Origin of the sequence: Pseudomonas sp. PDM26 (genome assembly GCF_019219185.1) — a bacterium.
In the GTDB taxonomy this organism is placed as follows: domain Bacteria; phylum Pseudomonadota; class Gammaproteobacteria; order Pseudomonadales; family Pseudomonadaceae; genus Aquipseudomonas.
This window is the reverse complement of sequence record NZ_JAHUWC010000004.1, coordinates 22,659-44,763: the sequence shown is the minus strand read 5'-3', so window position 1 is coordinate 44,763 and position 22,105 is coordinate 22,659. Positions and strand designations below refer to the sequence as shown.

General features: G+C 55.2%; 22 protein-coding genes and 3 pseudogenes. 13 read left to right on the top strand and 12 right to left on the bottom strand.

Annotation, left to right across the window (positions count from 1 at the left end):
• The first annotated feature begins 531 nt into the window (after positions 1-531).
• Positions 532-1,233 (top strand): glutathione S-transferase family protein, encoded by a 702-nt coding sequence (locus tag KW849_RS09665; protein ID WP_076030804.1) that lies wholly within the window; start codon positions 532-534, stop codon positions 1,231-1,233.
• Positions 1,234-1,482: 249 nt separating this feature from the next.
• Positions 1,483-2,046, top strand: coding sequence for a TetR/AcrR family transcriptional regulator (locus KW849_RS09660; RefSeq protein ID WP_218429190.1), 564 nt, complete (start codon positions 1,483-1,485; stop codon positions 2,044-2,046).
• A gap of 393 nt (positions 2,047-2,439) precedes the next feature.
• Here the strand turns inward: KW849_RS09660 and KW849_RS09655 are convergent, their stop codons facing one another.
• On the bottom strand, positions 2,440-4,629 hold the full coding sequence (locus KW849_RS09655) for a KAP family NTPase (RefSeq protein ID WP_371319132.1): 2,190 nt from the start codon (positions 4,627-4,629) through the stop codon (positions 2,440-2,442).
• 466 nt (positions 4,630-5,095) lie between these two features.
• Here KW849_RS09655 and KW849_RS09650 point away from each other — a divergent pair.
• From KW849_RS09650 to KW849_RS09630, 5 genes and pseudogenes are all read left to right on the top strand, one after another.
• Positions 5,096-5,197 (top strand): annotated as a pseudogene (locus KW849_RS09650) (IS5/IS1182 family transposase); the annotation flags it as partial.
• An 88-nt stretch (positions 5,198-5,285) separates the two neighbouring features.
• Positions 5,286-5,882 (top strand): hypothetical protein, encoded by a 597-nt coding sequence (locus tag KW849_RS09645; protein WP_218429188.1) that lies wholly within the window; start codon positions 5,286-5,288, stop codon positions 5,880-5,882.
• Positions 5,883-6,128: 246 nt separating this feature from the next.
• Entirely contained in the window at positions 6,129-6,728 is a 600-nt protein-coding gene (locus KW849_RS09640; protein WP_218429187.1) for a hypothetical protein, read from the top strand.
• Between the two features lie 161 nt (positions 6,729-6,889).
• A complete protein-coding gene (locus KW849_RS09635; protein WP_218429186.1) occupies positions 6,890-7,315 on the top strand; it encodes a GFA family protein in 426 nt (141 codons plus the stop codon).
• A gap of 174 nt (positions 7,316-7,489) precedes the next feature.
• A complete protein-coding gene (locus tag KW849_RS09630) occupies positions 7,490-8,032 on the top strand; it encodes a hypothetical protein (RefSeq protein ID WP_218429185.1) in 543 nt (180 codons plus the stop codon).
• Positions 8,033-8,331: 299 nt separating this feature from the next.
• On the opposite strand, the gene KW849_RS09625 is transcribed toward KW849_RS09630, so the two are convergent.
• Together KW849_RS09625 and KW849_RS09620 are read right to left on the bottom strand one after the other, a co-directional pair.
• The gene (locus tag KW849_RS09625) at positions 8,332-9,069 is read right to left on the bottom strand and encodes an HNH endonuclease (protein WP_218429184.1); all 738 of its coding nucleotides are present in this window, start codon (positions 9,067-9,069) and stop codon (positions 8,332-8,334) included.
• Positions 9,070-9,463: 394 nt separating this feature from the next.
• Positions 9,464-9,727 carry a hypothetical protein gene (locus tag KW849_RS09620; RefSeq protein ID WP_218429183.1) on the bottom strand — a complete coding sequence of 88 codons (264 nt, stop codon included), beginning with the start codon at positions 9,725-9,727 and terminating at the stop codon, positions 9,464-9,466.
• A gap of 204 nt (positions 9,728-9,931) precedes the next feature.
• Here KW849_RS09620 and KW849_RS09615 point away from each other — a divergent pair.
• The 3 genes and pseudogenes from KW849_RS09615 (at position 9,932) to KW849_RS09605 (ending at position 11,169) form a co-directional block, all read left to right on the top strand.
• Positions 9,932-10,394: pseudogene (locus KW849_RS09615) on the top strand (cysteine hydrolase family protein).
• Positions 10,395-10,568: 174 nt separating this feature from the next.
• Positions 10,569-10,919, top strand: coding sequence for a DUF6124 family protein (locus KW849_RS09610; RefSeq protein WP_218429182.1), 351 nt, complete (start codon positions 10,569-10,571; stop codon positions 10,917-10,919).
• 1 nt (position 10,920) lies between these two features.
• Complete coding sequence (locus KW849_RS09605; protein ID WP_218429181.1) at positions 10,921-11,169, top strand: hypothetical protein; 249 nt, start codon at positions 10,921-10,923, stop codon at positions 11,167-11,169.
• Between the two features lie 248 nt (positions 11,170-11,417).
• Here the strand turns inward: KW849_RS09605 and KW849_RS09600 are convergent, their stop codons facing one another.
• Entirely contained in the window at positions 11,418-12,251 is an 834-nt protein-coding gene (locus KW849_RS09600; protein ID WP_218429180.1) for a phosphatase PAP2 family protein, read from the bottom strand.
• 34 nt (positions 12,252-12,285) lie between these two features.
• A complete protein-coding gene (locus KW849_RS09595; protein ID WP_218429179.1) occupies positions 12,286-12,957 on the bottom strand; it encodes a histidine phosphatase family protein in 672 nt (223 codons plus the stop codon).
• 50 nt (positions 12,958-13,007) lie between these two features.
• On the opposite strand from KW849_RS09595, the gene KW849_RS09590 reads away from it, so the two are divergent.
• The 3 genes and pseudogenes from KW849_RS09590 (at position 13,008) to KW849_RS31815 (ending at position 15,136) form a co-directional block, all read left to right on the top strand.
• Entirely contained in the window at positions 13,008-13,217 is a 210-nt protein-coding gene (locus KW849_RS09590; protein WP_218429178.1) for a hypothetical protein, read from the top strand.
• Positions 13,217-14,278, top strand: a pseudogene (locus tag KW849_RS31820) (methyl-accepting chemotaxis protein); the annotation flags it as partial. The gene KW849_RS09590 and the pseudogene KW849_RS31820, both read left to right, overlap by 1 nt.
• Complete coding sequence (locus tag KW849_RS31815; RefSeq protein ID WP_371319131.1) at positions 14,273-15,136, top strand: methyl-accepting chemotaxis protein; 864 nt, start codon at positions 14,273-14,275, stop codon at positions 15,134-15,136. The pseudogene KW849_RS31820 and the gene KW849_RS31815, both read left to right, overlap by 6 nt.
• Before the next feature lie 73 nt (positions 15,137-15,209).
• On the opposite strand, the gene KW849_RS09580 is transcribed toward KW849_RS31815, so the two are convergent.
• The 7 genes from KW849_RS09580 to KW849_RS09550 form a co-directional block, all read right to left on the bottom strand.
• Positions 15,210-15,515: an XRE family transcriptional regulator gene (locus KW849_RS09580; RefSeq protein WP_218429176.1), complete on the bottom strand. Its 306-nt coding sequence runs from the start codon at positions 15,513-15,515 to the stop codon at positions 15,210-15,212.
• Entirely contained in the window at positions 15,508-15,873 is a 366-nt protein-coding gene (locus tag KW849_RS09575) for a type II toxin-antitoxin system RelE/ParE family toxin (protein WP_218429175.1), read from the bottom strand. The genes KW849_RS09580 and KW849_RS09575 overlap by 8 nt, the downstream gene beginning before the upstream one ends.
• A 168-nt stretch (positions 15,874-16,041) precedes the next feature.
• Positions 16,042-17,499 carry an amidohydrolase family protein gene (locus KW849_RS09570; protein ID WP_218429174.1) on the bottom strand — a complete coding sequence of 486 codons (1,458 nt, stop codon included), beginning with the start codon at positions 17,497-17,499 and terminating at the stop codon, positions 16,042-16,044.
• Positions 17,500-17,564: 65 nt separating this feature from the next.
• Positions 17,565-19,010: a SulP family inorganic anion transporter gene (locus KW849_RS09565; RefSeq protein ID WP_218429173.1), complete on the bottom strand. Its 1,446-nt coding sequence runs from the start codon at positions 19,008-19,010 to the stop codon at positions 17,565-17,567.
• Between the two features lie 202 nt (positions 19,011-19,212).
• Positions 19,213-20,106, bottom strand: coding sequence for an NAD-dependent epimerase/dehydratase family protein (locus KW849_RS09560; RefSeq protein ID WP_218429172.1), 894 nt, complete (start codon positions 20,104-20,106; stop codon positions 19,213-19,215).
• 103 nt (positions 20,107-20,209) lie between these two features.
• A complete protein-coding gene (locus tag KW849_RS09555; protein ID WP_218429171.1) occupies positions 20,210-21,121 on the bottom strand; it encodes a LysR family transcriptional regulator in 912 nt (303 codons plus the stop codon).
• Between the two features lie 244 nt (positions 21,122-21,365).
• Positions 21,366-21,956 (bottom strand): NAD(P)H-dependent oxidoreductase, encoded by a 591-nt coding sequence (locus KW849_RS09550; RefSeq protein ID WP_108219823.1) that lies wholly within the window; start codon positions 21,954-21,956, stop codon positions 21,366-21,368.
• Positions 21,957-22,105 lie beyond the last annotated feature (149 nt).

The window sequence follows — 22,105 nt, the reverse complement described above, 5'->3', positions numbered from 1 at the left end:
CGATAACCGCATCTAGCAGGTACCTGCTAGCACAAGTCCAGGTCAAAACCAGCAACCTTGATTTGGCTTGGATGAGGCCCCTAGGGATCTCCAGCACAGCGAAAAACTACCGATTACCCAACTATCTGCATCCAAAGCGTTTTTACACACTCTGGGCCAATAGCTGACTGTCGAATAATCATCGAAAATGACTCAAATAGATAACCGTCCGGTAGACACGTCTTGACGAATTCATCTGAGGGCGACGGCGTGAGCAAGGTGCCCTTGTTGACGATTGCGGTGGGTGGTCAAGTCCATGCACTTACGCAGCTGGGATAAAGCGAGTGAGCCTCGCGACCGATGTTAGGTTGCGCGCCCTTTCCCGCTGAAGCGAGCGATTCACCTCAATCGAACCAATGCAGCCAGACCCCCCCATAAAAAAATTTACCTAACGATCGTTAGATAGGTGTTGACGCGCATCGAATCGTCCGCTAAGGTTTGTCTACCTAACGTTAGTTAGGTTGGCTCAACCACCAACCTGTAGGATCGACCATGACTACTAAACTTCAGCTTTTCACTTCGCCTTCGGCCTTTCCGAACCCACAGCGTCTGCGTCTGTTCATGCACGAAAAAGGCATCGCTGACCAATTTGCCGAGACCATCTATGACATGTCCCCTGTAGGCGAACAGCGTGGCTGGCGTCATTTGAATATGAACCCGTGGGGCGAAACTCCCACCCTCCAACTGGCTGACGGTAGCTACATTTCCGAAACGGCTGCCATCGTTCGTTATCTTGACCAAGAGTATCCTGGTCGCAAGATCATGGGAGAGACCGCACTGGAACAGGGTCTGGATAACATGTGGGATAACCGGGTGTGGGTGCACATCCTGTACCGCATCGTTACAGCGTTCCACGTGTTGCACACCGGACTCGGCTTCAAGCTAGAACTGACCAAGAATGAGGCTTGGGGCGAACACTGCCGGAAGGAAGCTTTGGCTCACGCTGCACTGGTCAATCGTCATCTGTCAGACGGCCGCGAATGGCTGCTCGGCGGAGATGCCCCGACCTTCTCGGACATTACCCTGGCAACCGCGATCGCCTTCTCGAAATTCCCGGTCAATGCCACTCCACTGGACGAGCGTTTTGAGTTCCTAGATGCGTACTGGCAGCGCTGGACAAAACGTCCAAGCTTCCAGGCTGCCTACGCTGATCACAACAGCGGCATTCCTGAACTGGATTCGCCAGCCCAGTAACAGCTTCTCAATGGAAACTCCGGTACGCCGAGATCGCCACACCCCTAGCTTTCTCGGTGACCGTAGTGATCTCGCTAGTGTCGGCTGGCGGTGCCGCTTGCTAATCCATGATGGAACGGCTTCTGCCTGAGCACCCAAGTCGCATTGAACTCACTGCTCTCACTGACAATCTACCTGTCACACGGTAGGCCTTTGCTGTAAATTAGCTTTCCCTATTTAAGAGATCGTCCCAAGACGAAAGGCACCAAGATGAGCGTCAACTCCAAGGAAGCCATCCTGTTGGCGGCCAAGAAAATTGCCCAATCGCAGGGCTACAATGGTTTGAATTTCCGCGACCTTGCGCAAGATGTAGGTATCAAAGCGGCGAGCATTTACTACCATTTTCCAAGCAAAGCCGATCTGGGTATTGCCGTTGCCAAACGATATTGGGAGGACGGTGCGCTCGCGCTCGAAATGATCGAATCAGAAAGTGCGTCTCCGATTGACGCTCTGCGTCGCTTTCCTGAAATTTTCCGCCGATCACTTGAGGCCGACAATCGTCTCTGCCTGGGCAGTTTCATGGGCGCTGAAACCGATACTTTACCCATTGAAATGACGCAAGAAATTCAGACCTTTGCTGATGTCAACATTGCATGGTTAAGCAAGCTTCTATTGGCTGCGAAGTTGTGCGAATCAAGTGAGAGTGAATCTAGAGCACGTGCAATTTTCGCAGCTATTGTCGGTGCCCAGCTCTTTGCTAGAAGTCGCTCGGATATCTCGCTTTTCGATGCCCTGGTCGATTCATACCGCGCGTTCGGACCTCTGCCGACTTAGCAACTGACTGCGACTCGGTTCGGCGAACGGGCGGCTTCGGCGCATGCGCGTCCAATGCGAAGCGGCGTAGCTGTTGCGAAATTGCACTCCACCTGACCACCTGATTACATCGGTACTGATCGCTCGATTGAACTGCACTTGACCAGGCGTTTGCATTCGATCTGCCAAGCACGCTTAGTAACCATGATCGACTGAGAGCTGCTCGTTGCTGTCGGTAGCGACAGGCAGAAATCGGCCAAAAGCAGTCATTCGGAAACTCGTCAGAAATCAGGAGTTATTCTTTCACTCGCAGGCGCGAGTGCTAGTTTACTGACGTCCATATATACCAAATCGCTGCTGCACTTCTGTGTCACTCTCATGGAGATGGATAGATTGTGATGGTCACTCTAGAACCTAACTTTCGTCATCCAATTCATCGTGCTCATCAAAACCCGCATCATCTGGACTACTAAAATGCGGATCTCGACCGAGAAGAGCATCCCGGAAACGACGAATTGATGAAGCCAGCCATTCATTTTCAGGAAAACCTTCGTCTCTAAGGAGACCTCGAGTCATTCCTAGTACCGCACCCGCATCGAACATTTGGTCAAGAGTGCTTAGATCAACAATCACGTTAGGAGGATTCAACAGAGCGGCGATTGTAGAGATTGCACTCATGCTATCTAGCTGTGCGGTCAGAGATTGTCTGAGTGCATCATCCCAGAAGCTGCAATTGAGTATGCAATAAATCGCCTCAGTATCCGGAAGTTTGTGAATCGCGATGCCAGAAATTACGGCAGCATAATAGCGAGGGAGCTCCAAATCTCGAAGTGCGATGGTCTCCTCGAGGTCAAAAATTACCTCACCATGGTTTTGCCGACGATATGACGTCAATCCGTGGGCAAAGAGGTGTTTTCTGAGTATCCAGGGAACGATGAGCAGATCTCCGTTCTCTATCAAGGACTGCACAATGGCTTTGACCCGCACTTTGGCGTTTGGCGTGGTTTGTGCAAACCTCCAAAGTATCGCGCCTGCATCATCGACGACGCTGCCTGTATTCTCCTCACCTAAAATCCAGTCGTGCTCACGAACCAATAAGCGTGAAATTGCAATCCAAAAAATCTGGTCTCCAGAGCTTGATAAAATCGGCAGAATATCGCCGATACGGTCGACAATTTGATCAAGCTGTCCAGAATTTTGCAGCGTTCTCAAGGCGCTTAGCGTCTCGTCGACCCTTTGAAGTGACCATACTTTTTCAATGTCGGCTCTGGACATCATGCCGGGCGGGTTACCTAAGTAGAGCAGCCTAATCAGGTTTCTGCGCTTCGTGATCCTGTCACCGTCATCAACCACTGTAGAAACCGCTCGATCGCCACCGAAGCGAGGAAACAATAATCCAAGCATATCTGCGTAGTTTTCATCTATGGTGCCAAGCACATCGCTTAGCGTTTCAGCGGCATCGTTATTAACCCTCCACTGTTGCTGTCTTAGCATTTCTGAAACACCTGGATCATCCACAAGCCTCTGAACGCTGTCCGCAATAAGCTGGCGAATACTTGGTGCTTTGGTGACTAACCAGCTGTATGCGAGGACATCATATGGACAGACTTCGCCGTGGACGATTTCCTCCAGTACTGAATACGCGCCAATCAATCGCTTTATTTCTCGAGGTGTACGCACTACGCGAAGTAGCTGTTCATAGATTTCAGCTTGATGCGGACGATCTGCTGTCGGCAACTCAACTCGGTTGTATTGCATAGCATTGAGTAGGAGTGCCTTTGCATCGCCTTCGAACATTGGCCTCAGAGGGATCGGAAACTGGATGATTTTTTCTAGGTAGCTTTCTCCAGTTTTGCGCCGTTCCTCAGGACTGCTGCCTCTTCCCAAAGCTTGAGCTACGCGATCCGGATCGTAGGCTACTAAGTAGGAGATGCCCTTGATGTCCCCTACCGCTTTGACGAGTTGTGCGACCGCACGCACCTCCTCATCCTCCACTCGATCCAGTTCATCAATTAGCACAACAACGGCGACATTGACTTCGGCAAGCTTGCTCTCAAGAGACTTGCGCTCTTGTATCGCAGTCAGATCCTTGGGTTTGATCAACATACCAACGGTTTTTACTAGCCACTTTTTCCAAAATACCGTGGCTGCCCCGCTCCCAATCAGAACATCGATGACCGCCGCACTCGTCGCTCCGACAAATTCTATCGACGCCTTATAACGCTCAAGGTGTCCCCGCAGATTTCGAACTTTCTCATTTGAGCTTTGGCCGAGTGCTTCTCGCAAGCTGTTGAAGTACGCTTGCACTAGCTCATCGCGGCCTTTAAACAGCCATGGGTTCAAAGTTGCTACGACAACATGTTCCATGACTTTAAGCTCTTCACCAAGCAAGTTAAGGACACTAGATTTGCCCAGCCCCCATTCACCCGTTAGACCCACAACAAATCCAGTCGCTTTGCGTGACGAGACGGTACTGTCTTCGTTGTGTTCGGTGTGGACAAGCGTTTTTACAAGGCTCGCAATGAATGGGCCTCGCTCCAAAGCGTCGGCTTCGGAGTTTTCAATCGCTCGGTCTTGTCTTGCTAGAAAGTGAATGTTTTCCACGCCCAAGATTATCTTCCCTTTTTCCAACGGTTCAATTTTTTAGATGCTGGATGGTGTCGACAAGAAACTGTAGGCTAAAGCCTTAATAAGCCCCACATCCATGTGAGTCACCCCCGATAGTGTAGGCGCTCGATGACCTTTTCTGGCCGATTTTTGTCTGTCGCCAACGTCAGCTGTGGGTCTAGGCTGTGTGAAAACGTTTTAGAGCAAGTTTGATAGCCAGAACCGGAACGAAAATCGCGTTCCTACGTGAATTTCAGATCTGCTGACTAACCCATCGCTGGGAGATTTTACGTAGCAATGCAGACTTCAAAACGGCACCTGCGTTTTTACACAGCCTGGGCCAAAAGCGGTCAGAGCCAAGACTTGCGATTAGGGAGACGCTGCAAAAGTAGCCAACCGTCCCCACCTTTGGAACACTGAACCCCTTCAACCAGCCACCCCCTCCGTGAGACTTGTTACGCGCGTGCAGAAGACCTCCTCCGAACTCGAATACACCGGCAAGAAAAAGCAGGCTCACCGAGATCGCTTCCTGGCTGACCTTGAACAGTTGGTGCCCCTGGCTGAGACCACTCGCGCCGAAAAATTTAATGGAGGCCTGCCTTGAGAGTGCCCTACAATTAAATAGCGAACAGAATTAATTAAGCGAGGGCACAATGTTAAAAGACCCCTTATCTGACAAGGTAATTGCAGAAATAATTAAATTATGCTCGACAGAAGACCTTGATCTACTTCAGGAAATATTAAACAATCCAAAGCCCTTTACACTTCACGAAACCAATAAAACAACGGCCCATTTAATTCACTCCTTCAAGGAGATGGTGTCCTGGATCAAATGGGAAAATAATGGCTCGCACCAGGAGGAGCCTACACATGGGTCTATTACATATAAAGAAATAGTTAACCAAATGTCCGAGACATTTAATCTATCAAGAGCGCAAGGTGGGATACCAGAAAAAGAACTAGGGCTTTCTGTGATATTTTTTAAAATGGCCTCGGTAGACTTTTCCGAGCAAAATATTTCCACTGCGCAGAAAAAGCTCTTGAAATTCAAGCCAGATATGCTTGCCAGCAATTATTGTGACTTAATGAGGGACCATCTTAAAGGAAGGAAAAGCATAGCTGGTCTAGTTATGCTACTCACAGGCGTGGGGGTGGAAACAATTGTGGATAGATTTAAAAAAATTTCGTTCAGAGAGATAACGACACTCGCGTTCATTGCCAAATGTCACTTTGTTAGGTCGCGTATTTAGACCATAAGAACTACCAGTTAGTGAGTAACACCTGATTATTTAGAGCCTTGGAGCGACCGCTATGGGTCGAAAGGCGCCAATCGGCCAGAAACGGCCGATCGATAAGCTGCCGAGTACGCGCCTACGTTAGTCGCGTGTTATACGACAAGAAACGCGACATAGTGCCACGTGACGAAAGACTAAAATCGGTCGCCGGGGCAGCATGCCGCCACACATTAAATTAATCGTTCGATCGCAGAGAAATACATGATCAACACTATTATCGAAAAAACCGCAGAACACTTAACTACAGCTTGGAGACACGCCACAGTAGTTGATTGGTATAACGAAAACTCTGCGCCGCACGAAGTGAATATTCTCGCCCGATTTGCGAACGCCGCGTCAGACATATGGAAAGAATCCACCGCATTTTATGAGGTCATGATCGATAATGGTCGAATTGATCTGCTGATAATTTCGCCTGAGGCAATTTTGATTGTGGAGGGAAAAACAACGTTCCACTCCAACACAAAAGCACTAATAAGCTCACTAAATGAGCAGGTTGAGCGCATACATAGTGCAGATGGCGGGATGCGCCGACTCATTGATGAAAGAATACCTTCTTACTGCAGGGAACGCTGGCAACTACAAGCGACTCCACCAACTTATGTCGTAACCCTCTCATGGTGTAATTCCAAGGGTCTCAAAGCATGGAGTACCTCTGAAGCATGGAGCAAATCACTAACGTGTTTTGACTCTGGAAGTAAGCCTTTTATCTTCAGTGGCAATGAGCATTATTTGCTATTTAAATACAGGAAATCAAATGGCATCGCATGGATTGATAGCAACCCGCCATTTGAAATATAAGCCTTTATATAGTAAGTCTATATGTTATTCCCTTGCCGTTACGCGGTTTTTGGAGGAGTAAAGGGAAAGATCATTTTTGTAACCTAGGCGTCCGCAATGGGTCGGTTGCCGTCCTTCGCGACAGGCAAAAAACGGCCAATAGAAGTCGATCGACTGATCGGATGAGCACGATTAAGCTGACGTTCTTTTGCGTGCACGGACGGGCGTATGGCTGGGACTATCAGGGGAGTTGCTTATGCGCGAAGGTCAGGTTCGGCCTACTTGGTCCACCTAAAGCAGCAAGTCATTGTGATTGCAGCCAGTGCCGCAAAGGGCGCGGAGCGCTGTTCGCTTCGTACGGCAGCGTTCCTCGCAGCGCGCTTCGAGTACTAGAAAGTTCCAACCACATCAAAGCCTATACCTCTTCACAGAAGGTCGTGCGCGAGTTCTGCCTGGAGTGTGGTTCGACCTTGTTCTGGCCACGATCTCAAGGGGAGTTTGCCGACTGGGTTTCGGTAGCCTTGGGCACGCTCGACACACCCTTTCATAAGCAAAAATGTGTTCATGCTGACGCCGTAGCCCATTGGTACATGCCGGCAGGGGACTGACGGCTTCGAGCCGGATGCGCCATTGGCGATCGACTGATTATGACCCTAGGCAGCCCTTTGCGAAGCACGCTTTGCGGTCATTCTTAGGCTTGGAGATATCTACGAAAGCTGGGGCGATTCACTGTGTAGTAAGATTGTGACCATCCCACCCATTAATTATCAGATTGGAAAGCTATGAGACTAGATGACGTAGTCGGTAAATTTATGCCAATGCTCGATGATGCCCGCTGGGCAGAGGGCGCACTGGACCAAGACGACTCTCAATACACTAGACGAGCATATATAAGAAGCATGTTCGCACTAATCGAGGGCACGATCTGGATACTTAAGCAGAGCCTACTACAAGCCATTGAAGAAATAGGCCTTACTAGCAAATTCCAACCAGGTGAACGCGAGCTATTATCAGACACTACCTACGAACTCAAGAATAACGGACAAATTAAGGAGCAGACCAAGTTTCTTAAGCTTACCGATAATTTAAAATTCACCTATGCTGCTCTAGGAAGACACACTAACGTTAAACCCGATCTTGGAACTGGAACCGTGGCCTGGGAAAATTTCACAACAGCCATTACGATCAGAAATAGAATCACGCACCCAAAAAGTCCTGACGACCTATCAATTTCCGACAGCGAAATTGAAATTTGCCGAGAGGTGACACACTGGTACAACAATCTAAACAAACTAACGATAGACCAGCTATTTGGCCTTAAATAAATAATCTTTCAGTAGATCGATTCTTAATCGCTTACTCAGGGGGCCGTCAGCGTACTCGCCACAGTTTATCTATTCGAGTGGTATATGACTGGTTCATCATTTACCGCTGCATCCCCAAGCAGGATGATGTTGTGAAAGTTAAGTGAAGAGCTGAGATGTGGCTGGTGGACCGTACAGCCCGCCAGCCTTCAATTAAAAGTCCGCTTTTGGCCGTTTTCTGCCTGCCACGACCGGCTGCAACCGACCCAATGCGGTTAGTCGAGACGAAACTGCCTCATTTTCTATCCAAAGCTCCCGCATTATGGGAACTTGGTCCGGGTTGTCTTCAAATGCGTAACGAGAGCGTTAACGCTCCACATGGGTTCGGTTCGGTGAATGATGCTGTGACAGTTTGAGCACAATACGACGAGATCTTGGAGCGATGTTTTTTCGCTACCTAGGCGTGAACCAAGCGATTCCGTGTGGTGAACCTCACAGTAGTAGTTGCCAACCTCACCATACATCACCGCGAAGTCGAAACAACACGCCTCACAAGCTAAGCGGCCGGTGGCGCGAAACACATCGGCTTTCTTTGCTTCTACTAGTGCAGCATTGCGCTCCCGCAGGAGATGCTCCCCAAGCGAAAGAGCCCCTTCCTCTGCTTGATCGATAGAAGACTCCCTTAGTGGTATTTTTGCGGGCAGTCCCAGATTAACGACTGCTGACGAGAAGTGGGCTTCCAGTTCAGTAACGGTGGCGCCGCCTTTGGCGTCGTACTTCCGTAGTAAACCGACGTCCACTTGCACCCGTATCGTACCGTCACTGCTCGAACTGTCCTTCTTAACTACGTAGCCGAGGGGCTCACCGTCCTCCCAGATAACGACATAAAGCGGCTCACCATGCTTTTCATAGTCAATTCGCGCCCGATGTTCGAATAATCCAGGCGCTCCGTCGTTATGACCGTATAACGCGTTCTCTAGCGATGTATGACCCCGCGACTTCCGCCACGCAGTGTTTTTATGAACAGCGCGGTATGTGACATTTATTGGCGGTCTCATTGTCATTCCTTGCAGGCGGAAGATAAGTGACGCTCAACACTAGAAAGTGTATCTGCACAACAGAATAGGGTAGATGTTCACTGACCGCTATTGGCCGATTTCTGCCTGTCGCAACCGGCAGCTATGGGTAGTTCACTGTCAATCATGGTTACGAAACGTGCTAGTCAGATCGAATGCAAACGGGTGGTCAACTGGAGTGCAGTATTCCAGTTGGTATTCCAACTAAAAATCAAATTAGATATTAATGATTATAAATCAACAAGTTACAAAACGGATTCAAATTACCCCGGCCCCACCAATTGAGACACCAACGAAGCCCGCCCCGTGCGGGCTTCGTTGTTTCTGGGCGTATCACAAGCCCCGCAACAGTCTGAAGCAGAACCCACACCAACGATCAGTACTTGATGTCCCGGGCCGTGCGACGGGTATCTTGCTTGGTGCTGCGCTTGTCCTGGCGACAGTCTGCATTGCTCTTGTCATTGCCTTTTCTACAATCATCCTTGGTTTGCCGCGCAGTGGAGCGCCCTTCCTGCCTGGTATCGCGAGCTTCACGCCGTTGTTGACCCTGCTCGGTCGCGTAGGCGGGTAGCGTCTTCCATTGCACGCCAGTGGCGACGAGCAGCATCGCTAGGGCTTTCAAGTAGTGCTTGCGAATCATGATTTTTCTCCAAAGCCATATCACTTAGTCGCTTCGTTCGCTCCCCCCCAGAAATTCCGCGAAAACGTGAGTTACATCGTACGCTCACAACTCACAAAAGCACTTTGTGGCAGGTGAAATCTGACGATAGGGTCACATAGGCAGTCGCGCGATGCCGCTATGTGCACAGTCGCCCCTAACACTGCCATCACCTCGGAGAAGCCCATGCGCCAAGCCCTCCTGATCATCGACGTACAACCCGGCTTCGCCCCGCCCCAGTGGTTGATCGACGGTATCCAGGCGCTCATCGGCACCTTACCCAGTGTCGCCACGGTCGAGCGCCATGACGAATCCATAACCCCCCTTCGAAAAACAGCTCGGCTGGCACCCCGCGTCGGACGATGACAGCCTGATTCCGGCCGACCGCATTTTTATCAAGCACGGCTACGCGCCCACACCGGAAACCATCGACTACCTGAGAAGCCTCAACGTCGAACGCGTGCTGGTGTGCGGCCTGCAGACTGAGACCTGCTGCCTGGCGGCGGGGTTTGCGCTGTTTGATGCGGGTTTGCAGCCGACGTTGATCACGGATTTGACGGTGGGGTCGTCACTGGACCGGACGGGTAGGTTGGGGGTCAGGCTTTGGGAGCATCATTTCAAGCACACGGTGAGATCGAGTGACCTGTGATCGGTGCAACGACTTCACCGCGTCCTAGGACATTTCCCGCAAAACGCGTCGCCTTTCATGAACTGGCGGATGCTGCACCTCACAGATAGCCTTTAGAGGTCGCTGCAAATCAGCGACCAGTTTTGACAGACTGAAAACCGGGGCAGCTCCTATAAATAAACCAGGATCTCCATCATGAAAAAAACAGCCCCAAATCCACCCGACTCGACTATCGAAACACCCGACTTTTCCCAACTCTCAAAAACCACCGAACCCGCCATCAGCGCCCGCCTCCGCAACCCCAATCACCTCGACCCCATCAGCCACGTCTTCACCCTGCGCCCCAACATCGACACACCGTCCCTGCTCACCCACGCCAGCGAAACCCTGGCCTCGCTCAACGTCATGAGCACCGACCTTGCCTGCGAGCTTGAGAGTTCGCGTCGCAACATCGCCCTGGCGATCCAGCAACTGACTGTGCTGGCGCAATTGCTGGTGAACCGGGCACTGGACAACATCGCGCCACTCGACGAAGTGGAGGTTTGAGATGGATCGCTACATGCCGATGACCGGCATCGACTGCACTGTCGCATTGCTGCTGATCAACACCGAAGCACCGCTGGATGTACTGCACGAAACAGCCGCCTACCGCATTCGAACCGCGACACAATTGCTGGAGAGCTTCGCGGCTGACGAAGGTGTTTACAGCGAACTGGCGCGGGTGCTGGTGACTTCCCTGCGCGATGGTTGCGATTTGCTGGATGTGGTTGGGCGGCGGTTGCGGATGCAGGTTTGATCCTGAAAATGGGCGGTCTCATTGGGACCGTCCAAGGGGGCTTTGAGCGAGATGAATTTTTCTTCACCCCACCCCCTCGCGCCAGCCTGTACATTGCCCTCGCTCATTCAAGAAACTACGGTTTGCCCGCCCTCCCGCGGGCTTTTTTTTGTCTGCGAATTCGCAATCCGAGACTCATTTAAGGTTTCCTCGGACAACAAAAAACCCGCAACCCTTTCGAGGTGCGGGTTTTTCAGTTCAACGCCAACTCAACTCACTGGTTGAGTCTGAGCCGCCGCCACCGGTTGTTGCGCGTTGGAGAGCACCGGCTGTTCCAGCCTCGCTCGCCCGTAAAACGCCAGCGCCGTCAGCAAGCACGCCAGCCACACAAAGATCCCGGCCCAGAAGGTGTGGGACATGTAGTGCCACCCTTGCAATACCCGCGTTGTGCCGTAGATGAAACCGAGGGTCAACGACCCGTACATGATCGCTTTCGAATAGCGCCAGCGATAACGGCGAGCCACGAAGTACAACGCCAGCATGGTGAAACCGCCCGACGCATGTCCGCCCGGCCAGCAGCGCCCCTCACCGGCGACTTTCAGCAGGTCGAAGTTTTCATACCACTCAACGTGCTCCATTTTGCCGCCGTACTGGGTCGTCTCGATCGGGCAATACACGCTGGTGTGGCCCTTGAGGTAGTGAATCACCCCGGTGCTGATGGAAAACGCGAACACCACGTAGAGAAAGTCGCGACGGTGCCGGGTGGCAAAGCGCAGCACCGGTGCGACTTTGATTTTTTCCAGGAAAGCGATGATTTTCGAGTGCTTTTCAGCCTTCAGGCGCGGCCAGAGAAACGACAGCAAGGCACCGATAATCGCAATTTCGCCGGTCCAGTTCGGAATGATCCGCGCCCATTTATGGGTGATTTTTTCGAACAGATGGACATGGTCCAACGGGTACGTCTGCGTTACCGGATCAAAAAAGTAATTGTTGAAGGCGATGTCGATGCTGGTCATGTCGAACATCAGAAACACCGCGACCGCGCAGGCCAGCGGAATACCGAAATTCACCCAGTAAAAGCGGTAGCGAGAAGCGGTCAGCATTGTGAATCCTGATTCAAAAAGAGGAGGAAAAAACTCAATGAGTGCTCACCGAGCTCCAGTCGGAAGCGTCGATGAAGCCAAGCAAGCGCGGAGTCTGCGGGGTTTCGGCGGAAATAAAAAGTGAAGCGCCATAACCCAGGGTCGTAGGCGGTAACTCGAGGTCTTTTTCCATTTGCTCCATGCACTCGCTGTGGGTCACCAGAACCAGGTTACGCCCGGCTACTTTATGCGCTAGCGCGTCACGCAGCATGGTGCCCTTGCAAATGATCAGCCAGTCTTCCCCCGTGCCAACCTTGTTGAACATGAAGTTGGCGGTCTGCGCTGTACGCAGGATCGGGCTGTTGTAGATATCGGCGTTGTCCAGGCCAAGGTGTTTGAATTGTGCCCCGAGGCTCTCGGCAACACGACGAGAGCGCTCGGTAATGCCATCGTTGCCGACCAGGCAAGGCGCCGAGGAGTGATCGCAACGCTCGACGTGGCGCACCAGCACGATCATGTCGCCCTTGGCCCACCCCGTCATCAAAGCCTGTGCTCCGGCCACATTGCCGTGAGCCAGGTCCGGCGCGGTGGCGGGACGCAGCAAAAACACGGTCAGCGGGATGACCAGCAGCGCCGAAGCCAGCACCACCGCCGCGTTGCGATAGCGGGCGAAGCGGTTCAGATCGATCGAGCGTTTTATCCCGAAAAGACTCAGTCTTAATTCCACATCAAGCCGCCTCGCCGGCACGTATCACCTCATTAGATCACGGGAGGTTAGTGAAACGTGCGTTGCCTGCGGGTGAAAGACATGTGAAAAAAAGCTTAAAACGCCGCAAAAACCTTGTTACAGAATCCGCCGCACAAAAACCTTTCAGCTCCCGGGATTGCTGCCGATACATCCTGCTTACACAGCTTGGCGGCCTCCAAAAAAAACAATCTTCCAGCCGACCGACGAAAAAGAAGCACCACGTTCCTGGAGGAATTTGATGAATAGCTGGTTCGGCAACATCAGCGTGAACCTGAAACTGGGCCTGGGATTTGGCCTGGTCCTGGTACTGACCTGCGTCCTCGCCCTGACCGGCTGGACCAGCCTGGGCAGGTTGATCGACCGCAGCAACTGGATGAGCGACATCACCCAGCTCAACACAGGCCTGACCAAGCTGCGTGTGGTTCGCCTGCAATACATGCTCACCAACGGCGATGAAACCGCCGCGCAGAGCGTGCAGACCACCCTCGATGCCTTCTCGGCCCAGCAACAAGCCCTGCTGGGGAAGTTCAAGAGCCCGGAAAACCTCAAGCTGCTCCGGGAGCAAGGCGCCGTCATCGATGCCTACAAGACGTCCCTGGGCAAGATGCGCAGCGCCTATCGCGCCGGCAACAGTGCCCGCGACGCCATGAGTGCCAACGCCGAAACCGCCAACACGCTGATCAATGACATCAATACCCGCGCGCAACAAATGCCGTTGAGCGACCAGCGCTTTGAACAGTTCCAGGCCATTACGGCGGCAAAGGAGGCGTTCCTCTTGGCCCGTTACGAAGTGCGTGGCTACACCGCCAGTACCGATGCCCAGACAGAGCAAAAAGCCGTCGGCCAACTGGACGCCGCCATTGCCAGCCTGAAACCGCTGAATGCGCATTTCGCCGATTCCCAACAAGACGCCCTGCGTCAGCTGGAAACGGCGCTTGGCAACTATCGCGGTGCCTTGCAGGCCTACAAGGCCGCCAGCAATGACGCGGTGCAAGCGCGCAAGGAAATGACCGACCAGGGTGCCGCCATCGTGGCCCAGAGCGATCAGCTGTATCAGATTCAGCTCGATCGCCGTGACGCCGAAAGCGCCCAGGCACGCACCCTGCAACTGATCAGCACATTGCTGGCGTTGCTGGTGGGCATCATTGCCGCCGTGGTCATCACTCGCCAGATTACCCGCCCACTGCGCGAAACCCTGGCGGTGGTCGATCGCATCGCCAGCGGTGACCTGTCCCAGAACGTGGTGGTCAGCCGTCGCGATGAACTCGGCGTGTTGCAGCAAGGCATTGCGCGCATGGGCGTGACGCTGCGCGACTTGATCAGCGGCATCCGCGACGGCGTGACCCAGATCGCCAGCGCCGCCGAAGAGCTGTCGGCTGTGACCGAACAGACCAGTGCCGGGGTCAACAGTCAGAAAGTCGAGACCGATCAGGTCGCCACCGCCATGCACGAGATGACCGCCACCGTGCAGGAGGTCGCGCGCAACGCCGAAGAAGCCTCGCAAGCCGCTGCGGCAGCGGATGGCGAAGCCCGTGAAGGTGACAAAGTGGTCAACGAAGCCATCGCCCAGATCGAGCGCCTGGCCAGCGAAGTGGTGCGTTCCACCGAGGCCATGAGCGTGCTGCAACGGGAAAGTGACAAGATCGGCAGCGTCATGGACGTGATCAAGGCCGTGGCCGAGCAGACCAATCTACTGGCGCTCAACGCCGCCATCGAAGCGGCCCGCGCCGGTGAAGCCGGTCGTGGTTTTGCGGTGGTGGCCGACGAGGTCCGCGGCCTGGCCCAGCGCACGCAGAAATCCACCGAGGAAATCGAAGGCCTGGTGGCCGGCTTGCAGAACGGCACGCAACAAGTGTCGGCGGTGATGAACAACAGCCGCGTCCTCACCGACAGCAGCGTGGCCCTGACCCGCAAAGCCGGCGAGTCACTGGAGAACATCACCCGCACAGTGTCCAACATCCAGTCGATGAACCAGCAGATCGCCGCCGCTGCCGAACAGCAAAGCGCCGTGGCCGAAGAGATCAGTCGCAGCATCATCAATGTGCGCGACGTGTCCGAACAGACTGCTGCTGCGAGTGATGAAACGGCTGCGTCGAGTGTTGAACTGGCGCGGCTGGGGAATCAGTTGCAGATGATGGTCAGTCACTTCAGGGTCTAGGCCGAACACGTCAGCGAGTTGCCAGGAAGCCCTTTGAATAAAGGGCTTCTCTCATTCCAGGCAGTCGAGCTGCCTATTTGGCGAAGTTTTCGATTTTTACCTGGCCTTCAGGAAAGGTGGCGATGATTTCCAACTCGCCTCCCATCGCGCGGATGTAGTTGCGCAAGGTGCTGATGTACATGTCTGTGCGCCGTTCCATTTTCGAGATTGCCGCCTGGTTGATGTGCAGGGCCTTGGCCAATGTTTCCTGGCTCAGTTCCTGGGCTTTTCGAAGCTCATGCAGAGGCATTTCTTTCAAGTGTTGTCGGAGCAACTGCTCGGCATCGGCACGTGACTCAGGCGACATGCGTGCTTGAAGCTCAGCGAATTTTTTAGCCATCGTTGCGGCCCTCTTTACGCAGTGTTTCCAAATGTTCGTCATACAACTTTTCGGCCACGGGGACATGAACTTCATACCAGCGATCCTGACCGGTCTTATCGCCACCGATCAGCAATAACGCACATCGATGCGGATCAAATGCATACAACACGCGATAAGGGCGACCACCATGCTGTATCCGCAGCTCTCGCAGATTGCCATGTCGCGAGACCTTGATATCGCTGCTATGGGGAAATCCGAGACCCGGACCGATGAGTTCCAACAAGTCGACACTCGCCGATACTGAAGCCTGCTCCTTTTCATTCAGATTGCCCCACCAATCGCCAAATTCATCCGTGTATTCAACGTCCCATTTCATACAAATATGCCACCTGCGAAATATAACCTCAAGGGAATAAGTGTATGAATTTCAGCGCCCCCTCGACTAGCCTTGAGCCTCCACACAATTGTTAATGATGATTGCTGGTGGAACCTGGATGTCGTCGAGTTCTAGAGGGCGCGCGAGTGCTGGCGCAGTCCTCGAAACTCACTGAAACCCCGTACGCAAATCCCCTTCCCGTGCCAGGAACCGCCCTTCCCTGCGCCCGTTGGCCTGACCATCGCGGTAGCTCAACACACCGTTGACCCATACGCCCTCGATACCTTGTGCCGCCTGCTGCGGATCGTTGAAATCGGCGATATCGCGGATGGTTGCCGGATCGAACAACACCAGGTCCGCCCAATGACCTTCGCGGATTTCGCCGCGTTCCTTCAAACCGAAGCGCGCCGCCGACAGCCCGGTCATTTTGTGCACGGCGGTGTGCAACGGGAACAATCCGACGTCGCGACTGAAATGCCCGAGCACCCGGGGGAATGCGCCCCACAAGCGTGGGTGCGGGAACGGGTCTTCCGGCAAGCCGTCGGAGCCGACCATCGACAGCGGATGCGCGAGGATTCTGCGCACATCCGCCTCATCCATTCCGTAGTACACCGCACCGGCCGGTTGCAGTTGGCGAGCGGCATCCAGCAACGGCACATTCCATTCGGCGGCGATGTCCATCAGGTCGCGGCCGCCCATTTCCGGGTGCGGGGTCGACCAGGTGATGGTGATACGGTGAGCATCGGTGACTTGCTTGAGGTCCAGGGTCGACGAGCTCGCCGCATACGGATAGCAATCGCAGCCCACCGGGTGGGTTTTCGCGGCCTGTTCGAGTGACGCCAACAGTTGCGGACTACGCCCCCAGTTGCCGGCACCGGCACACTTGAGGTGGGAAATGATCACCGGGCTTTGTGCATGGCGACCGATCTGGAAGGCCTCGTCCATGGCCTCCAGCACCGGTTCGAATTCGCTGCGCAAATGGGTGGTGTAAACCGCCCCGAACGCCGTCAATTCTTCGGTCAGTTGCATCACTTCATCGGTGGACGCCGAAAAGGCGCTGGCATAGGCAAGACCGGTGGACAGGCCCAGCGCGCCGGCCTCAAGGCTTTCGCGCAGTTGCTCGCGCATCGCGCTGATTTCATCGGCGCTGGCGGTACGAAACAGGTCGTCCAGATGATTGCTGCGCAGCGCCGTATGGCCGACCAGCGCGGCGACGTTCAGCGTGGTGTTCGCCGCTTCGACCGCTGTGCGGTAATCGCGGAAGGTCGGATAAACGAACGCCGCAGCCGTACCGAGCAGGTTCATCGGGTCCGGCGGATCGCCACGCAAACTCACCGGCGAAGCACTGATTCCGCAGTTGCCGACGATCACCGTGGTCACGCCCTGGCTGAGCTTGGGCAGCATCTGCGGCTGACGAATCACCACGGTGTCGTCATGGGTGTGCACGTCGATGAAACCCGGCGCCAGCACGTGGCCCTGCGCGTCGATTTCCTCGCTGGCACGGGCATCGCGCAAGTCGCCGATACGCTCGATGCGCCCGTTGAGAATGGCCACGTCGGCGGGGTAACCGGGGCTGTTGCTGCCATCGATGATCAGGGCGTTGCGAATCAGCGTGTCGTACAGCATGTCAGTCTCCCGGCGGTAAGTGATCGCCGCCGCCGTGGTATTCGTCGAGGGCGAGTTTATTACGCTCAGTCGTGTTGCATCCTGGCGCGCTTGAGCAATTTCTTGCAACGCTCGGACAAATGCAGCACCCGCAGATGCTTGCCGGCCTTGGTGTAGCGCTCGCGCAAGGTGTCCAGCGCGGCGATGGCCGAGTAGTCGACAAAACTCAGGTGCTGGCAATCCAGCGTCACTTGCACCGGGTCATTGGCCGCATCGAACTGATTGAGAAACGGTGTGGTCGAGGCGAAGAACAGCGTGCCATGCACCCGGTACAGCTTACTGCCGTCGTTCTCCAGGTGGCTGTCGGCATACAGCTGACGGGCCTGCTGCCAGGCAAAGTTCAGCGCCGCAATGATGATGCCGCAGAGCACCGCAATGGCCAGATCGGTGAACACGGTAATCACCGTCACCGCGATGATCACCAGCACGTCATTGAGCGGCACTTTGTTCAACACCCGCAACGAGGCCCAGGCGAAGGTCTGTTGCGACACCACGAACATCACCCCGACCAGCGCGGCCAATGGAATGCGTTCGATCAGCGGCGACAGAAACAGAATGAACAGCAGGATCGACACCCCGGCCACCAACCCGGACAAGCGCCCGCGCCCGCCGGAACTGAGGTTGATCACGGTCTGGCCGATCATCGCGCACCCGCCCATGCCGCCGAACGCACCGGACACCAGATTCGCCGCCCCCAGCGCCACGCACTCGCGATCCGGGTAACCACGGCTCTCGGTGATTTCGTCGGTGAGGTTCAGGGTCAACAGGGTTTCCAGCAACCCGACCAGCGCCATCAGGATCGCGTAGGGCGCGATGATGCCCAGGGTGTCCAGGTTCCACGCGATGTCCGGCAGCGCCAGCGTCGGCAAGCCACCGGCAATGTGCGCCATGTCGCCCAGGGTGCGGGGCGGCAGGCCAAGCAGATACACCGCAAGGCCCACACCGAGAATCGCCACCAGCGCCGGCGGCACGGTACGGGTCAGGCGCGGCATCACATAGACGACCGTCATGGTCACCGCGACCAGCCCGAGCATCATGTACAGCGGCGTACCGCTCAACCAGGCCTCCCCGCTCTTGAAGTGCTCCAGTTGTGCCAGGGCAATGACGATCGCCAGGCCGTTGACGAAGCCGAGCATCACCGGATACGGCACCATGCGCACCAGCTTGCCGAGCTTGAGCAGCCCGAACGCCATCATGATCAGCCCGCCCAGCAACACCGTGGCCAGCAGATACTGCACGCCGTGCTGCACCACCAACGCGACGATCACCACCGCCATCGAGCCAGCAGCGCCGGACACCATGCCGGGGCGCCCGCCGAACAGCGCGGTCAGGGTGCAGATGATGAACGCGCCATAGAGCCCCATCAGCGGATTGAGATGAGCCACCAGCGCGAAGGCGATACATTCGGGCAACAGGGCGAAGGACGTGGTAAGTCCGGCCAGGACATCGGCGCGTAGACGTTTTGCTTTCATGAGGGATCGCACACAGGGAGAGACGAGAAATGAGTGTGCGGATGTTACGGAATCAGAGGCAGCCCGGCCAGCAGATGGGCCAGTGGAAACGCAATCGCGAGCAGGCTCACTCCTACATTTAACCGCGTTCCATCAGAAGGAATGCAATCAAATGTAGGAGTGAGCCTGCTCGCGATGAACGATAACGCGGTCTATAGCGAACTCATACCATCTCGTCGCGAATCCACTCAACTACCGACGTGCGCTTCGGCACCCAGCCCAGCAACTCCCGCGCATGCTTGCCGCGCACCCGGCTGTTGGAGCCCAGGCCATAGTTGGCCATTTCATAGCCCCACTCGGCTTCTGCGTCCTTGAGCGGCCAGTCCTGCGGCTCACCCAGGTTCAGCGCCTGGGCCATGGCGGTGGTCATGTCGATGAACGACGCTTCACCGCTTTCGACGAAGTAGAAGGTGCCGGGTACGTTTTCAGTCAGCGCCAGCAGGTACAGCGCAACCACGTCCTCGATGTGCACATTGGACCAGATGTTCCGGCCCGGGCCGACATGGCGCACCATACCGCTTTTGCGCGCCTGTTTGAGCAGGCGCGGCAACTGCACGCTGTCACGATGGACGCCCAGGCTGTGGCCGTAGATCAACGTGTTGCAGATCACCGCCGAGTTCACCCCGTCCATGGCCGCCGCCAGGATCAGGTTGTCGATGGCCACGCGTGCCGCCTTGTCGACGGTCGGCTCTGGCAGGTTGCCTTCGAAGTAGATGACATCGCTGGATTTACCGCCCGAGGCATCCCCGACGATGCTCGAACCGCTGGTGTGCAGGAACACTTTGCCAGAACCACGCAAGGCATCGAGCAAGGCTTGCACCGCGCCACGATGATCGCTGCTGGCGGCGTTGATCACCGCGTCGGCAGCCAGCGCCTGATCGGCCAACAGGTCGCTGTCGTCCAGACTGCCCACCACCGGAGAAATGCCCAGTGCGCGCAGTTCATCGGCTTGTTCGGCGCTGCGCACCAGACCGGTGACGTTGTGGCCGGCCTGGACCAGGCCCGTGGCGATGGAGCCGCCGATAAAACCGGCAGCGCCGGTGACGAATACGTTCATGGAGAAACTCCCTGCGTGGATAAGTGATGCAAGGAGTATCCGGCAGCGATCCCGGAGGAAAAATCCCTGCCGGCCCAATTCACTTTTGCGCAGGAATCACGAATCAACCTTTGAAGTCTGCGCTCGCATAATCCGCCAACTTGCCCTGGATAAAGTCCAGGAAGCATTGAATCCGCAGGGCCAGCTGTGAGTTGCGGTAGTACACCGCGTTGATCGGCTGGCGATAACCGCTGTTGAACTCGGCCAGCAACACTTTCAAGCGTCCGGCACGAATGTCTTCGATGGTCATGAAATGCGACAGGCTGGCGATGCCCTGGCCGTCCAGTGCGAGATGGCGGATTGTTTCGCCGCTGGAGGCGCTGATCGACGCCTGGATCGGCCAGCGATCGCCATGCACATAACGCAGCGGCCATTGGTTGAGGCCTTCGTTCTGGGTGAACCCCAGCAGCGAATGGTTGGCCAGGTCAGACACGGCTTGCGGCGTGCCGTGCTTTTCCAGATACGCCGGGCTGGCGACGATGTGCAGCGGACTGCAACCCAGGGAGCGGGCATGCAGGGTCGAGTCAGTCAGGGTGCCGATGCGGATGGCGATGTCGGTGCTCTGCTCCAGCAGGTCGATGATCAAATCGTTGCTGTTGAGTTCGAGCAGGATGTCGGGGTAAAGCCTGCGGAATTCATCGATGTAGGGCACGATGGCGTGCAGCATGAAAGGTGATGCGGCGTTGATCCGCAAACGCCCGGACGGCGTTTGCTGGCGTGAGGACAGGCGCTCTTCGAGTTCGTCCATCTGATCGAGAATCCGCTTGGCGTGTTCGAAGAAATACTTGCCCTCTTCGGTCAGGTCCATGCGCCGTGTGGTGCGATTGATCAGTGTGGTGTCGAGCTTGGCCTCCAGCCGCGACAGCGTGCGACTGACCGCCGAAGGCGTTTGCCCGACCTGCTCGGCCGCCGCAGAAATCGACCCGCATTCAATCACGCAGACGAAAATCTGCAATTCATCGGATCTGGCTTTCACGTGTGTCCCTTATCGATAGTCCTGCGCCGTTCTATTGTGCAGCGCAAATCCAATGTGGCGAGGGGGCTTGCCCCCGTTCGGCGGCGAAGCCGTCGTAAAATCGACATACGCGGTGTATCTGAACCTCCGCGCGCACCGATTATGGGTCCGCTTCGCGCACCAACGGGGCGATGCGGCGTTCCGACAAGCCCCCTCGCCACAGGAACTGTGCCTGACTCAAACAATCGATAGTAGCCCGAAACAGTTACGCCTTCAGGCCAAACACCTCAGCCAAATGCTGCTCATATCGCGCCACGTCGCCTTCGATGTTCGGGCGTTTCATCACGTCCACGCACAAGAACGTCGGCAAACCGGTCATGCCCAGGAACTCGTTGGCCTTGTGAAACGGGAAGTACACCGCGTCCACGCCTTTGGCCTCGAAGAAGTCGGTCGGGTCGTCGAAGGCTTGCTGCGGGGCGTTCCAGGTCAGCGACAGCATGTATTGCTTGCCGTGAATCAGGCCGCCGCTGCCGTATTTCTGCGAGGCGTCGGAGCGAGTGCGACCGTCGCTGGCATAGAGGCTGCCATGCCCTTCGGTAAAGACCTCGTCGATGTACTTCTTCACGGTCCACGGCGCACCCATCCACCAACCGGGCATCTGGTAAATGATCACGTCGGCCCAGAGGAACTTGGCCACTTCTTCGGCGACGTCGTAGCCCTCGTCGATGAAGGTGGTTTTGACATCCACACCGCCGCGATCCAGCACGCTCAACGCGACTTCATGCAGGGTGGTGTTGTAGCGGCCGTCGGAGTGCGCAAATTTTTTGCCGCCATTGAGCAACAGGACTTTTTTCATGAGAGATCTCGGGAAGGGTCGGGAATTCAATGGCGGCAGAGTACCGATCGACCTCGCGCGGAATAAGCCTCGATTTAGCAAAATTCATTTGACCTACAAGCACGAATCAATAGTCGATTGTTGTCTTAGACTGACATCAGTTCTGACTT